This is a genomic window from Psychromarinibacter sediminicola, from assembly GCF_029168335.1.
Classification (GTDB): Bacteria; Pseudomonadota; Alphaproteobacteria; order Rhodobacterales; family Rhodobacteraceae; genus Psychromarinibacter; species Psychromarinibacter sediminicola.
Genome location: NZ_JARGYC010000023.1, coordinates 14722 through 27434, shown reverse-complemented (window position 1 = coordinate 27434; position 12713 = coordinate 14722). Strand labels below are relative to the sequence as shown.

The following is a 12713-nucleotide window of genomic DNA, read 5'->3' as shown; positions in this document are numbered from 1 at the left end:
CATTTCCCATCGCCAGCTGCCGCTGAAATCCCCCGAGCTGCCCGGACCAGAACGGTTCCAGGACGCGGAGGCGGCGGTCGACCGGCTGACCGAGATCTACGACGGCGGCGTCGGTTTCCTGCGCGCGATGTTCACCGAGGCGCTGGCCCAGACCAAGCCCACCAGCCGCTATCGCGCCTATTACCCCGAGATCCGGTTCAGCACCGCCAGCTACGCGCAGATCGACAGCCGCCTGTCCTTCGGCCATGTGGCCGAGCCGGGGACCTACGTGACCACGATCACGCGGCCCGACCTGTTCCGCAACTACCTGATCCAGCAGATCGGGCTGCTGATCGAGAACCACGGGCTGCCGGTGGCGATCGGGCCGTCGGCCACGCCGCTCCCGCTGCATTTCGCGATGGGCGGGGTCGACGGGATGACCGTGCCGCAGGACGGGGCGATGGAGTTTTCGCTGCGCGACGTGTTCGACGTGCCGGACCTGGCGACGACGAACGACGACATCGTGAACGGCTACGGCTTTCCCTATGGCGACGGGGTGGCGCCGCTGGCGCCGTTCACCGCCCAGCGCATCGACTACTCGCTGGCGCGGCTGGCGCATTACACCGCGACGGACCCAGAGCATTTCCAGAACCACGTGCTGTTCACCAACTACCAGTTCTACGTCGAGGAGTTCGAGGCCGTCGCGCGGGCCATGCTGGCCGATCCGAACAGCGGCTATACCAGCTTCGTCGGTACCGGGAATGCCGAGATCACGACCTCGGACGGGGTGCTGCCGACGCCGGCGAAGCTGCCGCAGATGCCGACCTATCACCTGAAGCGGCCGAACAGCGCGGGCATCACGCTGGTCAATATCGGGGTGGGACCGTCGAACGCCAAGACGGCGACCGACCATATCGCGGTGCTGCGCCCGCATGCCTGGCTGATGGTCGGGCATTGCGCCGGCTTGCGGAACTCGCAGCGGCTGGGCGATTTCGTGCTGGCCCACGCCTATCTGCGCGAGGATCACGTGCTGGACGACGACCTGCCGGTCTGGACGCCGATCCCGCCGCTGGCCGAGATCCAGACCTCGCTGGAGCAGGCGGTGGAGGATGTCACGCGGCTGGAAGGCTACGAGCTGAAGCGGATCATGCGGACCGGGACCGTGGCGACCATCGACAACCGCAACTGGGAACTGCGCGACCAGTCCGGCCCGGTGCAACGGCTCAGCCAGTCGCGGTCGATCGCGCTGGACATGGAGTCCGCCACCATCGCCGCGAACGGATTCCGGTTCCGGGTGCCCTATGGAACGCTTCTGTGCGTGTCGGACAAGCCGCTGCACGGCGAGTTGAAACTGCCCGGCATGGCGAGCGAATTCTACCGCACGCAGGTGGCCAATCACCTGCTGATCGGCATCCGCGCGATGGAGTTGATCCGCGACATGCCGCTGGAACGCATCCACTCGCGCAAGCTGCGCAGTTTCGAGGAAACGGCGTTCCTTTAGGGCCCGAACCGGCCGCGCAGGCCGCCGCGGCCCCCCTGACTCGGCGAAAACCGGCAAAAAAGCACCACAAAATGCAGGAAAACATGGCGAAAACTCACACTAAAGGTTGTGCGTCCGCCCTACATTCCGATAAATTTTCGTGAGAACCCGCTAGGACGGGGGAGTACGAGGAGAGCACAACAATGGCCAAACCCATGACCAAGACCCAGCTCGTGGCCGCCCTGGCGGAGGAGATGGACAGCGACAAGAAGTCCGCCGCCGCGGCGCTGGACGCGATCACCAACGTGATCACCAAGGAAGTCGCCGCGGGCGGCGCCGTGACCCTTCCGGGCGTCGGCAAGATCTATTGCCGCGAGCGCCCCGAGCGCATGGTCCGCAACCCCGCGACCGGCGAGCAGATCAAGAAGGACGCCGACAAGGTGGTCAAGATGACCATCGCCAAGGCGCTGAAAGACAGCGTCAACGACTGAGCCCGTCGGCATCCGGTCGGAAAGAGCCGCCCTTCGGGGCGGCTTTTTTCTTGCCGGGACTCCGCTTACCGCTCGGCCTCCGCGTCGAGGCGGTCGAGAATATCCATCGCCTTTTCGACGTCCCCGCGCGCCGCCCGGGCGCGAAACCGCAGCGCGGTGTCGTGTTCCGCGATGGCGCGGGTCGAGATTTCCTCGATGAGCTTGTTGAGACTGACGCCGCGATCCGCCGCCATTGCGGCAAGCCGGTCGCGGCTGCTGTCGGGCATCCTGATCGTCAGTGTCGCCATGCTCTAACTCTCCTCTGTTTCCCACATTGCCAGCGCGTTTCCGGGGCCGACGATGCGGATGGACGGAAATGCCAGTTCGCCCGATTCCATGTCTCGCAGGTTGTGCGTGACGATTGTCTTCGTACCGCTCGCCACCGCCAACTCGATCACGTGATTGTCGGCTTCATCGCGCAGGTTCGGCCGCCAGAGGTACGATACCTCCACCCAACGGCATCGGCTGAAAAACGCATCAAGCACGATGTCCCGTTCCTTTGCCGACGCCGCGCTCCCCTGAAAGGGCGTGGAACGGGCGAACACGTCCTCGATCTCGGTGAATAGCGCGTTTCCCATCTGTGGCTCGATCCACCCACCCAGGCACCGGCGTACCACTTCACGCGCTGCACCCCCATCCGAGCGAAGCGCCGAAACCAGAACACTCGTATCCACGACTGCACGCCGAACCATGACATCATATATGCTATCAAATTGCGGGCGCGTCAAGATCCCTGCCGGCGTGTCAGGCCGTGGCGCCGACGATTCAACTCATATCAGGACCTCAGACCAATGGCCCCAGCATCGCGACCGAGTTGTTCCACAGCTGCCGCGCCAGGGACCATTCGGCCACGTCCCGGTCGAGCACCTCGTCGGAGGCCTCCAGCCAGTCCTGCTGGCGCGCGCGCAGGCTGGCGGTGAGGTCGGCGTCCTGCAACAGGATGTTGTTCTCGAAGTTCAGCTCGAAGCTGCGGCGGTCGAGGTTGGCGGAGCCGATCATCGCGACCTCGCGGTCGAGCGTCAGCGTCTTGGCATGCAGAAGCCCGTCTGGGAACTCGTAGATCCGCACCCCGGCGGCGAGCAGGTCCTGATAATAGCTGCGGCTGGCCGCCGCGACGAGCCAGGAGTCGTTATGCGCCGGGAACACGATGCGGGTATCGACGCCCCGATGCGCGGCGGCGCAGAGCGCGTCCTGCATCGCCTCGGTCGGCACGTAATAGGGCGTCGACAGCACCAGCTCCTCGCGCGCGGCGTGGATCAGCACCCCGAACATCTCGGGCATCGCCGAGGCCCGGACCGTGGGCCCGGTGCCGATGGCCTGCGCGATGACGCCGCCCGAGGTCTCGGCGCTCTTCGGCGGGAACATCGGGCGCAGGTCCTCGTCCACATGCGCCATCCAGTCCTGCGCGAACAGGTATTGGTTCTGCCGCGCGACGGGGCCGGTGAAGCGCACCATGACGTCGACCCAGGGGGCATAGCGCGCCTTGATGCGGAATTCCGCGTCGGCGAAGTTCTGGCTGCCGCTATAGGTGATGCGGTCGTCGATCACCACGATCTTGCGGTGGTTGCGCAGGTCGATGCGGCCGCGGAACGGGTGCAGGAACGGGTTGACCAGCGGCATCGCGCGGGCAAGCCGGACGCCGGCCGCCTCCATCTCGGCCCAGTGGGCCGACCGGATCATGCGGCGCGAGCCGAGGTTGTCGGCCAGCGCGCGCACCGTCACGCCGCGCCGCGCCGCGCGCTTCGCCGCCTCGGCCACCTTCTGCCCGTTCGTGTCGTTCAGCCAGATGTAGCACAGCAAATGAACGTGGTCGGTCGCCGCGTCCATGTCGGCGACGATGGCGTCGACGGCGCCGTCGGTCTCCGTCAGCAGCTGTGCCGTGTTGCCGTCGACGGGATCGAAGCCGTTGACGGACCGGCCCGCGCGGAACAGGTGACGATGCCGCGGCGCGATCCGGTCCATGCAGTCCTGCCCCGGCATCTCGCGGTTGCTGGCGGCGAACAGCCGTTCCAGCCGGTGATAGCGCTGGGCGCGGCCCTTGCTGACATTCGCCTCGCCGAACAGCACGTAGCCGACGATGCCCGCCACCGGTACCACCAGCAGCACCAGCACCCACGCCACGCGCGAGGCCGGGTCGCGATGCGGCCGCAGCAGGGCGCGCAGGATGAAGGCCACCTGCGCGGCGACGTGGATCACGGCAAGCACGGCGGCCGCGACGCCGGTCATCGGCGGGTCCGGGGGGAGCGGTCGGTCATGGCCGCACTATTCGGGCCCGCGCCGGGATGGTCAATCGGCCCCGGCTCAGCCGCCCGCCGCCTCCAGCAATTCGGCGTCGTAGCGCTGGGCCCGGTGCTGTGCCGGCCGGTCGGCGCAGCGGGCGACCCAGTCGGCCAGCCCCGGCGCATCCGGCGCGTACTGCGGCGCGAACTGGAAGGCCGAGGCGCAGATCAGATCGGCCACGGTGTAATCCGCGCCCATCAGATAGGGCGCGCCCGACAGCGCGGCGGAGAGGCGGTGGCCGGCCTCTTCCATGCCGCGGAAGGTGGCGCGCAGCGCCGGGTGGTCGAGCTGGGCATAGGTCATGACCATCACCGGCTCCAGCACGTCGCCATACCAGGCGAGCCAGGACAGAAGCCGCCCGCGATCCGGCGCGCCGACCGGGCGGCCGAGGCCGGCCTCGGGGAACAGCTCGGTCAGATACAGCGCGATGGCGGTGGATTCCCAGATTTCGACGCCGTCATGGACCAGCAGGGGCACCTTGCCCTCGGGATGCGGATTGCGCGGGTCGCGGCCGCCCGAGCCGTCCTGCCGGGGGATGCCGACGACCTCGACCGACACCTGATCGCGCGCGCCGAGCTCGTCGAGCAGCGCGACGATGCGGGTCGAGCGGCAGCGGGGGGCGTGATAGAGCGTAAGCATGCGGAACCTTTCCATCGACGAGTCGCGGGCAGCCTAGCACGACCCCCCTGTCAGGCACCGTCAGGAGCAGACGCCGGTTCTCGCTCGCCGTCGCCGCTTCCCCCCGCCGGCCCGGCTTGCTAGCAGGGCGGAAGAGCGAGCGGGAAGGGCCGGGGCATGGATGTCCGCGCGATACTGATGGGGGTGGCGTTCGCCATCATGTGGGCCTCGGCCTTCACCTCGGCGCGGATCATCGTGGCCGACGCGCCGCCGCTGACGGCGCTGTCGCTGCGCTTCGTGATCTCCGGGCTGATCGCGGTGGGCGTGGCGCGGGCGCTGGGGCAGAGCTGGCGGCTGACGCGCGGCCAGGCGGCGGCGACGGTGGTGTTCGGGATCTGCCAGAACGGTCTCTATCTCGGCCTGAACTTCGTGGCGATGCAGACGGTGGAGGCGTCGCTCGCCGCCATCGTCGCCTCGACCATGCCGCTTCTGGTGGCGCTGGGCGGGTTTCTGGTCTTCGGCGACCGGGTGCGCGCGATGGGCGCCGTCGGGCTGATCACCGGGGTCGCGGGCGTGGCCGTCATCATGGGCTCGCGCCTGACCGAGGGGGTGGACCTGTTCGGGCTGGGTCTGTGCGTGCTGGGCGTGCTGTCGCTGACCGTGGCGACGATGGCGGTGCGCGGGGCATCCTCGGGCGGCAACGTGCTGATGATCGTGGGGCTGCAGATGCTGGTCGGCGCGGCGGCGCTGGGCGCGGCGGCGGCGGCGACCGAGACCTGGGAGGTGAGCTGGACCTGGCCGCTGGCGGCGGCGTTCACCTACACCACGCTGGTGCCCGGGCTGGCGGCGACATGGGTCTGGTTCCGCCTGGTCAACCGGATCGGCGCGGTGCGGGCGGCGACCTTCCACTTCCTGACGCCGTTCTTCGGCGTGGCCGTCGCGGCATTGCTGCTGGGCGAGCGGCTGGGGCCGCTCGACGCGCTGGGCGTGGCGGTGATCATGCTGGGCATCCTGCTGGTGCAGCTCGACAAGCAGGCGCGGCGCGCCGTGGCGTAACGCCGAGGCGCCTCACGCGGTCTCGGCCGGGTCCGGCACCGCCGGAAAGCGCGGCGGATGCGCCCGCATGAAGGCATGCGCCGCGCGCAGCACCCGCACGTCGTCATGCTTGCCGCCCGCCAGCTGGAACCCCGCCGGCAGCCCCGCTTCGGTAAAGCCGCAGGGCACCGACGCCGCCGGCTGCTGCGACAGGTTGAACGGGTAGGTGAAGGGCGACCACTCGGTCCAGTCGCTCATCCCGCTGCCCGGCGGCGTGTCGTGCTCCACCTCGAAGGGCGGGACCGCGACCGTCGGCGTCATCAGCAGGTGATAGTCCCGGTTGAACCGCTCCAGCGCCTGGGTCAGCGCCGCGCGCGCGCCCAGCGCGCGGAAATGGTCGGCGGCCGACCACGCCTCGGCCCGGCGCGCGTTGTCGACAAGGCCGGGGTCCAGCTTCTTGCGCTGGGCGGGCGTGCAATCCTCGTAAAGGACCAGCGAGGCGGTGAACCAGATCTTCTGGAACGTGTCGATCGGGCTGGCGATCTCGGGCGAGATCTCGACCACCTCGGCGCCCAGCGCCTCCAGCTTCTCGGCCGCCTCGCGCACCCGCGCGGCCACCTCCGGGTCGACCGTCGCATAGCCCAGGTCGGGGGAGAAGGCGATGCGCAGGCCCGACAACCCCTCGCCCAGATCCTCGCCCCAGTCCTCGGGCTGCCCGCGCATGGCATAGGGGTCGGCCTGGTCGTAGCGGCCGATGACGTTCAGCATCATCGCCGCGTCCTCGACGGTGCGGGCGAGGGGGCCGATATGGCTCAGCGTCGGCGCGGTGGAGGGCGGCCATTGCGGTGTCCAGCCGAAGGTGGGCTTGAACCCGAAGACGCCGGTGAAGGCGGCCGGAATGCGGATCGAGCCGCCCGAGTCGCCGCCCTGGTGCAGCACGCCCATGTTCAGCGCCGCGGCCGCCGCCGCCCCGCCCGACGAGCCGCCGGGCGTCAGCGCCGTGTCCCAGGGGTTGGCCGTGGCGCCGAAGACCCGGTTGTCGGTGACGCCCTTCCAGCCGAGCTCGGGCGTGTTGGTCTTGCCCAGCAGCACCGCGCCGGCCTCGCGCAGCATCCGCGCGGGCGGCGAGTCCTCCTCGCAGGGGGCGTCCGAGGACAGAAGCGATCCGGACCGCGTCGGCCAGCCGGCGACGTTGGTCAGATCCTTGACCGAGACCGGCACGCCGTCGAGCGGGCTGCGCGCCTCGCCCCGGCCCCAGCGCCGGGCGGCGGCCGTGGCGGCGCGCTCGGCCGCTTCCGCGTCGACCAGGACATAGGCATTGACCGCGTCGTTGAACCGCTCGATCCGGTCCAGCGCGGCGCGCGTGGCGTCCAGCGGCGACAGCGTCTTCTCCGCATAGGCGCGCGACAGTTGCGCCGCCGTCAACGTGCCCGGGTCGGTATCGTCCAGCATCTTCGCGCCTCCTGTCGTGCTACGGGTGATACGGGTGACATGGGGCCAACGGGCGGCTCGGGCCATTGTTCCCGCGCCGACGCCTCGCCGCGACGCCGGGCCGCGGACGCCGCGGCTCCACACCCCCGGACTGCCTCCGGACGCCGCACCCTTGTTAGCGCTAGCTATAATGATTCCAGAGCCTTGCCACCCCGTCCAACCTCGGACACTCCGGGCGCCCCGGCTTCTTCTGGCCCGAAATACTCTCGCCGAAGGCATGCCCCACCGGGGCATTTCCGCCCTCAGTCCGGCGCCAGCATGTACCCCGCCCCGCGCACCGTCTGCAGGTAGCGCGGCTGCTTCGGATCGGCCTCCAACTTGCGCCGCAGCCGGGTGATCTGGACATCCACCGCCCGCTCCTGCGCCTGGCCCCGGTCGCGGCCCAGATCCTCCACCAGCTTCGCCCGGCTCACCGGCTCTCCCGGCTGGGCCGAGAAGATCCGCATCAGCTGCGCCTCGGTGGCGGTCAGCCGGATCAGATCCTCGCCCCGCCACATCTCGCCCCGCTCCACGTCGTAGCGCACCGGGCCCAGTTTCAGCTGCTTCGGCGCCTCGCTCCCTTCCGCCGGCGCCGGCACCCGGCGCAGCACCGCGTTGATCCGCAGCAGAAGCTCCTTCGGCTCGAACGGCTTCGACAGGTAGTCGTCCGCCCCCGCCTCCAGCCCGCGGATCCGGTCCTCGGTTTCGCCCTTGGCCGTGAGCAGGAGGATCGGCGTGGCGATCTCCTCGCGCAGCGCCCGGGTCAGCGACACCCCGTCCTCGCCCGGCATCATCACGTCCAGCACGATCAGATCGAATTCCAGCCCGCTGAGGATCCGCCGCGCGTGCCCCGCATCCTTCGCCGCGCTGACGAGGAAGCCGTGCCGGATCAGGAATTTCTGCAAGAGCCCCCGGATCCGCTCGTCGTCGTCGACGATCAGAAGATGCGCGTCGCTCATGACCCGCTCTCCTTCAACCGGTTGAAGTGGTGCCGCATGTCCGGGTTCATCATCGCCTCGAGCACCGTCCGGAACCCGGCCACCGCCTCCGGCCCCGCCTGCCGGTAGGCATCGCGCATCCGCGCCCGCTGTGCCGTGGACAGCTCGGATTCCAGCGCCGCGCCCGCCTCGGTCAGGTAGAGATGCCGCTCGCGCTTGTCCCGCGTGCCGACCCGGCTTTCGACCAGGCCGTCCTCGACGAGCGTCCGCAGCACCCGGTTCAGCGACTGCTTCGTCACCCCCAGGATCGTCAGCAGGTTGTTCACCGTCGTCCCCGGCGAGCGGTTGATGAAATGGATCGCCCGGTGATGCGCCCGGCCATAGCCGTGCTTCTCCAGGATGCGGTCAGGGTCGGACGTGAAGCCGCGATAGGCGAAGAACATCGCCTCGATTCCCTTGCGCAGCTGCTCGTCCGTCAGGAAGAGAAGGTTCTCTCCGCCCGGCGCACCGGTACCTCCGCCCTCGGCCATGGTCTGCCTCGTTCACAATCCGCCGCCTTTACGGGCATTTTATGTCAGCTTTGTTGACATTCCAAGAGTCAACTGGTACCGAATCGCAGATTTGGCGCAATTTTATGTCCGGTTCGGCCATATCAGGCGCAACAAAAGTAAAACGGCAAGGAAGGAGGGCCCGATGGCTGGCGCCTATAACGATCGCGACGGATATATCTGGATGGACGGCCAGCTCGTGCCCTGGCGCGAGGCGAACGTGCATATCCTGTCCCACGCGATGCACTATGCTTCTTCCGTGTTCGAAGGCGAGCGCGCCTATAACGGCAACATCTTCCTGTCGCGCAAGCATTCCGAGCGCCTGCGCTTCTCCGGCGACGAGATCGACATGCCGATCCCCTATACCGTCGACGAGATCGAGGCCGCGAAATACGAGGTGCTGAAGGCCAACAACCTGACCGACGCCTATGTGCGCGCCGTCGCCTGGCGCGGCTCGGGCGAGGACATGGGCGTGTCCTCGGCGCGCAACCCGGTGCGCATGGCGGTGGCCGCCTGGGAATGGGGCGCCTATTACGGCGACTCCAAGATGAAGGGCGCCAAGCTGGACATCTCTAAATGGAAGCGGCCCAGCCCGGAAACCGCGCCGGTCCACGCCAAGGCGGCCGGTCTCTACATGATCTGCACCACGTCGAAGCACGCGGCCGAGGCCAAGGGCTGCTCGGACGCGCTGTTCATGGATTACCGCGGCTACGTGGCCGAGGCGACCGGCGCCAACATCTTCTTCGTCAAGGACGGCGAGGTGCATACCCCGCTGGCCGACGCCTTCCTGAACGGGCTGACCCGGCAGACGGTGATCGGGATGCTGAAGGACCGCCAGGTCAAGGTGCACGAGCGTCACATCGACCCCGGCGAGATGGAAGGCATGCAGCAGTGCTGGCTGACCGGCACCGCGGCCGAGGTCACGCCGGTGGGGCAGATCGGCGACTACAGCTTCGAGGTCGGCGCGATGACGCGAGACATCGCCGAGGATTACGAGAAGCTGGTGCGCCAGTAACCCCGCGATCCGCGAGACGGCCGCGCTCCTCCCAGCGGAGGGGCGTGGATTCCCTTCTTCCGTCAAACTGCTGCCCGATTGCCGGCCTAGCTCCCGAGGCCGGTAGACATATCGCAGATCCGGGCAGGACAATGAGCAGAGCACTCCCCCTATTTCTGATCGTGGCGGGCCTTCTGGGCGGCGTCGCCTTCCTGTCGACGATGAAGGAAGACGTCGCGTCGGCATCGCTCGACGTGGAAGAGACCGCGCCGGAGACCCTGGCGGACAGCGAGGAGGCGGCCGCGTCGTCGGGCCCGGAAGCGGACGGCGAGCTGTCGGAGATCCCGATGGAACCGCTCGCCGAAGCTGGCGTCGCGCCGCCCGCCACGGCGACCGAGCGCCGCGAGCCGCCGCGCGTCCTATTCGGCGGTGGCGCCCTGCGCTCCGGCAGCGGCGGCACCTTCATCAATGCGCAGGATTAACCGCCCTTCATCAGGCTGCGGATCTTGCCTTCGCTGGCCGTGCGCCGCCCGAGCTGGCGTTCGCGATAGACGATCGCCACCCCCGCCGCGATAACCAGCGCCGCGCCGCCCAGCATCGCGACGGTCGGCCGCTCGTCGAACAGGAAATAGCCGAAGATCAGCGCCCATATCATCGAGATGTAGGTGAAGGGCGCCAGCGTCCCGGCCTCGGCGAACCGATAGGCCGAGGTCAGGAATATCTGGCCTGCGCCGCCGACAAGCCCCGCGCCGACCAGAAAGACCCATTCCCATCCCACCGGCATGACCCAGCCGAACGGGATCGAGAACAGCGCGAAGAAGCTCGCGGTCAACGAGAACCAGAACACGATCGCCTCGGTGCGTTCGGTGCCGGCCATCGACCGGATGAAGATCTGCGCCAGCGCCGCCAGCGCCGCCGAGGCCAGCGTCACCAGCGCCCCGATCCGCGCCGCGCTGCCGCCCTCGAAGGTCAGCTGCGGCCACATCACGATCATCACCCCCAGAAGCCCGATAGCCACCGCGGTCAGCCGGAACAGGCGCACCCGCTCGCCCAGAATGATGGCCGCGAAGACGACGATCAGGATCGGCGTGGCAAAGCGGATCGCCGTCGCTTCGGGAAGCGGGATCAGCTTCAGCCCCCAGAAGCCCAGCCCCATCGCGCAGCTGCCGGCGATGCCGCGGACGGCGTGGCCCGTGATCGAGTTGACGCGCAGGCCCGACGCCAGCTCCTTGCGGAGCCGCAGCCAGACGAGGATGACGGGAACGGCGCAGAAGGCGCGAAAGAAGACGGCCTCGCCGGCGGGGATGCGGGGGGCGGCCTTCACGAAGACGGCCATCACGGCGAAGCTCGATATCGCCGCGATCATCAAGAAGATTCCACGCAGGGAGGTCATGCAGGTCCGGGACTGAGAAAGAGTCCCGGACTGCCTAGCAGAGGGTCACGGGAAAGCCCATGCCCTTGGCATGTATCAGGGGATCAGGCGAGGTAGCCGCGCTCGATCCGCAGGAACTGCTTCACGCGGCTGGCATCGGTCGGACCCTTGCGCTTGCGCCGGTCCAGCAGCTTGATGTTCGGATGCGCGCCCTCGCCGGCCTTGATCCGCTCCAGGCGGGTATAGGCCGTCACGCGGCCGCTGCTGCGGGTGTGGTCGTGGTCGAGCGGTGTCTTCGGCATGATCGCGTCCTCCTTGTTGCTCTTCCCCTGCATATGGGGGCCGGACCCGATCATAGAAAGCCCCGGCGCCCGCTGGCCAGCCTAAAGATCGGGCAGTCGCGACACGGCCCAGCGTGCGGCGTCCCGCACCGTCTCATCCGCGTCCTCGCACAGATCCTGCGCCACGGGGCGCAGCCGCGGCAGGCCGGAATTGCCGATGGCATACAGCACGTTGCGCACGAATCGGTCACGTCCGATCCGCTTGATCGGCGAGCCCGAGAACCGCGCCCGGAACCCGGCGTCGTCCAGCGCGGCCAGCTCCGCCAGGTCCGGCGCCAGGAGGTCCTCGCGCGCCGCCAGCTTCGCGTCGCGGCCCCGTTGCGCGAACTTGTTCCAGGGACAGACGGCGAGGCAGTCGTCGCAGCCATAGATGCGGTTGCCGAGCTTGGCGCGCAGCTCCACGTCCACCGGGCCTTTATGCTCGATCGTCAGGTAGGAGATGCAGCGTCGCGCATCGAGCTGGAAGGGCGCCGGGAAGGCGTCGGTCGGACAGATGTCGAGGCAGGCGGTGCAGGAGCCGCAATGCTCCTCCCCGGCCGCATCCGGCGGCAGCTCCAGCGTGGTGAAGATCGCGCCGAGGAAGAACCAGTTGCCCAGATCCCGCGCCAAGAGGTTGGTATGCTTGCCCTGCCAGCCGAGCCCCGCCGCCTCCGCCAGCGGCTTCTCCATCACCGGGGCCGTATCGACGAAGACCTTGATATCGCCGCCCGCCGCCTCGATCAGCCAGCGCCCCAGCCGCTTCAGGCGTTTCTTGACCACGTCGTGGTAGTCGCGTCCCTGGGCATAGACCGACACCGCCCCCCGGTCCGGCCGTTCCAGCACCGCCAGCGGATCCACCTCGGGCGTATACATCTCCGCCAGCATGATGACCGAGCGCGCCTCGGGCCACAGCGCCGCCGGATCGCCGCGCCAGCCCATGCGCTCGGCCATCCACCCCATCTGCCCGTGTCGCCCCGCGCCAACGAAGGTTGCCAGCCGCTCCGCCACCTGGGGCACCGCGTCCGGCGTGGTCACGCGGCACTTCGCGAACCCTTCGTCCAGGGCCCGCGCAACCAGGCGTGACTTCAGCTCGGCAGACAAGGCCCCTGCTTCTTCTCGTTCCAAATACGCCGGGGGAGTCCGAAGGAC

At 68.6% G+C, this 12713-nt stretch carries 15 protein-coding genes; 5 read left to right on the top strand and 10 right to left on the bottom strand.

Features of this window, described 5'->3' with window-relative positions; genetic code table 11:
• The first annotated feature begins 1 nt into the window (after window position 1).
• Together P1J78_RS10565 and P1J78_RS10560 are read left to right on the top strand one after the other, a co-directional pair.
• Complete coding sequence (locus P1J78_RS10565) at window positions 2-1480, top strand: AMP nucleosidase (RefSeq protein ID WP_374213241.1); 1479 nt, start codon at window positions 2-4, stop codon at window positions 1478-1480.
• A 182-nt stretch (window positions 1481-1662) separates the two neighbouring features.
• Window positions 1663-1950, top strand: a complete 288-nt coding sequence (locus tag P1J78_RS10560) for an HU family DNA-binding protein (protein ID WP_275567313.1) — start codon at window positions 1663-1665, stop codon at window positions 1948-1950.
• A 65-nt stretch (window positions 1951-2015) separates the two neighbouring features.
• Here P1J78_RS10560 and P1J78_RS10555 read toward each other — a convergent pair whose 3' ends face one another.
• The 4 genes from P1J78_RS10555 to P1J78_RS10540 all read right to left on the bottom strand — a co-directional run bounded on the left by P1J78_RS10555 (window position 2016) and on the right by P1J78_RS10540 (window position 4908).
• A complete protein-coding gene (locus tag P1J78_RS10555) occupies window positions 2016-2237 on the bottom strand; it encodes a toxin-antitoxin system HicB family antitoxin (RefSeq protein WP_275567312.1) in 222 nt (73 codons plus the stop codon).
• Window positions 2238-2240: 3 nt separating this feature from the next.
• A complete protein-coding gene (locus P1J78_RS10550) occupies window positions 2241-2681 on the bottom strand; it encodes a putative toxin-antitoxin system toxin component, PIN family (RefSeq protein WP_275567311.1) in 441 nt (146 codons plus the stop codon).
• A gap of 91 nt (window positions 2682-2772) precedes the next feature.
• The gene (gene cls / locus P1J78_RS10545) at window positions 2773-4215 is read right to left on the bottom strand and encodes a cardiolipin synthase (RefSeq protein WP_275567310.1); all 1443 of its coding nucleotides are present in this window, start codon (window positions 4213-4215) and stop codon (window positions 2773-2775) included.
• A 75-nt stretch (window positions 4216-4290) separates the two neighbouring features.
• On the bottom strand, window positions 4291-4908 hold the full coding sequence (locus P1J78_RS10540; protein WP_275567309.1) for a glutathione S-transferase family protein: 618 nt from the start codon (window positions 4906-4908) through the stop codon (window positions 4291-4293).
• A 156-nt stretch (window positions 4909-5064) separates the two neighbouring features.
• On the opposite strand from P1J78_RS10540, the gene P1J78_RS10535 reads away from it, so the two are divergent.
• Window positions 5065-5943, top strand: a complete 879-nt coding sequence (locus tag P1J78_RS10535) for a DMT family transporter (RefSeq protein WP_275567308.1) — start codon at window positions 5065-5067, stop codon at window positions 5941-5943.
• A 12-nt stretch (window positions 5944-5955) separates the two neighbouring features.
• On the opposite strand, the gene P1J78_RS10530 is transcribed toward P1J78_RS10535, so the two are convergent.
• The 3 genes from P1J78_RS10530 to P1J78_RS10520 all read right to left on the bottom strand — a co-directional run bounded on the left by P1J78_RS10530 (window position 5956) and on the right by P1J78_RS10520 (window position 8860).
• Window positions 5956-7374, bottom strand: coding sequence for an amidase (locus P1J78_RS10530; protein WP_275567307.1), 1419 nt, complete (start codon window positions 7372-7374; stop codon window positions 5956-5958).
• Between the two features lie 281 nt (window positions 7375-7655).
• Window positions 7656-8351, bottom strand: coding sequence for a response regulator (locus P1J78_RS10525; RefSeq protein ID WP_275567306.1), 696 nt, complete (start codon window positions 8349-8351; stop codon window positions 7656-7658).
• The gene (locus P1J78_RS10520) at window positions 8348-8860 is read right to left on the bottom strand and encodes a MarR family winged helix-turn-helix transcriptional regulator (protein ID WP_275567305.1); all 513 of its coding nucleotides are present in this window, start codon (window positions 8858-8860) and stop codon (window positions 8348-8350) included. Before P1J78_RS10520 ends, P1J78_RS10525 begins: the two co-directional genes overlap by 4 nt.
• A gap of 163 nt (window positions 8861-9023) precedes the next feature.
• Here P1J78_RS10520 and P1J78_RS10515 point away from each other — a divergent pair, with 163 nt between their 5' ends.
• On the top strand, window positions 9024-9893 hold the full coding sequence (locus tag P1J78_RS10515; protein ID WP_275567304.1) for a branched-chain amino acid aminotransferase: 870 nt from the start codon (window positions 9024-9026) through the stop codon (window positions 9891-9893).
• 131 nt (window positions 9894-10024) lie between these two features.
• The gene (locus P1J78_RS10510) at window positions 10025-10354 is read left to right on the top strand and encodes a hypothetical protein (RefSeq protein WP_275567303.1); all 330 of its coding nucleotides are present in this window, start codon (window positions 10025-10027) and stop codon (window positions 10352-10354) included.
• Here P1J78_RS10510 and P1J78_RS10505 read toward each other — a convergent pair.
• The 3 genes from P1J78_RS10505 to queG all read right to left on the bottom strand — a co-directional run bounded on the left by P1J78_RS10505 (window position 10351) and on the right by queG (window position 12665).
• Window positions 10351-11265 (bottom strand): DMT family transporter, encoded by a 915-nt coding sequence (locus P1J78_RS10505; RefSeq protein WP_275567302.1) that lies wholly within the window; start codon window positions 11263-11265, stop codon window positions 10351-10353. The two genes, P1J78_RS10510 and P1J78_RS10505, sit on opposite strands and share 4 nt — an antisense overlap.
• An 83-nt stretch (window positions 11266-11348) precedes the next feature.
• Complete coding sequence (locus tag P1J78_RS10500) at window positions 11349-11546, bottom strand: hypothetical protein (protein ID WP_275567301.1); 198 nt, start codon at window positions 11544-11546, stop codon at window positions 11349-11351.
• Window positions 11547-11627: 81 nt separating this feature from the next.
• Entirely contained in the window at window positions 11628-12665 is a 1038-nt protein-coding gene (gene queG / locus P1J78_RS10495) for a tRNA epoxyqueuosine(34) reductase QueG (protein WP_275567300.1), read from the bottom strand.
• Between the last annotated feature and the right edge of the window lie 48 nt (window positions 12666-12713).

What these genes read in the sequence shown, in the direction of transcription:
- cls (WP_275567310.1), bottom strand. Translation starts at nt 4,215, where the DNA reads ATGACCGGCGTCGCGGCCGCCGTGCTTGCCGTGATCCACGTCGCCGCG.
- P1J78_RS10515 (WP_275567304.1), top strand. Translation starts at nt 9,024, where the DNA reads ATGGCTGGCGCCTATAACGATCGCGACGGATATATCTGGATGGACGGC.
- P1J78_RS10540 (WP_275567309.1), bottom strand. Translation starts at nt 4,908, where the DNA reads ATGCTTACGCTCTATCACGCCCCCCGCTGCCGCTCGACCCGCATCGTC.
- P1J78_RS10560 (WP_275567313.1), top strand. Translation starts at nt 1,663, where the DNA reads ATGGCCAAACCCATGACCAAGACCCAGCTCGTGGCCGCCCTGGCGGAG.
- P1J78_RS10505 (WP_275567302.1), bottom strand. Translation starts at nt 11,265, where the DNA reads ATGACCTCCCTGCGTGGAATCTTCTTGATGATCGCGGCGATATCGAGC.
- P1J78_RS10530 (WP_275567307.1), bottom strand. Translation starts at nt 7,374, where the DNA reads ATGCTGGACGATACCGACCCGGGCACGTTGACGGCGGCGCAACTGTCG.
- P1J78_RS10520 (WP_275567305.1), bottom strand. Translation starts at nt 8,860, where the DNA reads ATGGCCGAGGGCGGAGGTACCGGTGCGCCGGGCGGAGAGAACCTTCTC.
- P1J78_RS10550 (WP_275567311.1), bottom strand. Translation starts at nt 2,681, where the DNA reads ATGGTTCGGCGTGCAGTCGTGGATACGAGTGTTCTGGTTTCGGCGCTT.
- P1J78_RS10535 (WP_275567308.1), top strand. Translation starts at nt 5,065, where the DNA reads ATGGATGTCCGCGCGATACTGATGGGGGTGGCGTTCGCCATCATGTGG.
- P1J78_RS10510 (WP_275567303.1), top strand. Translation starts at nt 10,025, where the DNA reads ATGAGCAGAGCACTCCCCCTATTTCTGATCGTGGCGGGCCTTCTGGGC.
- P1J78_RS10555 (WP_275567312.1), bottom strand. Translation starts at nt 2,237, where the DNA reads ATGGCGACACTGACGATCAGGATGCCCGACAGCAGCCGCGACCGGCTT.
- P1J78_RS10525 (WP_275567306.1), bottom strand. Translation starts at nt 8,351, where the DNA reads ATGAGCGACGCGCATCTTCTGATCGTCGACGACGACGAGCGGATCCGG.
- P1J78_RS10500 (WP_275567301.1), bottom strand. Translation starts at nt 11,546, where the DNA reads ATGCCGAAGACACCGCTCGACCACGACCACACCCGCAGCAGCGGCCGC.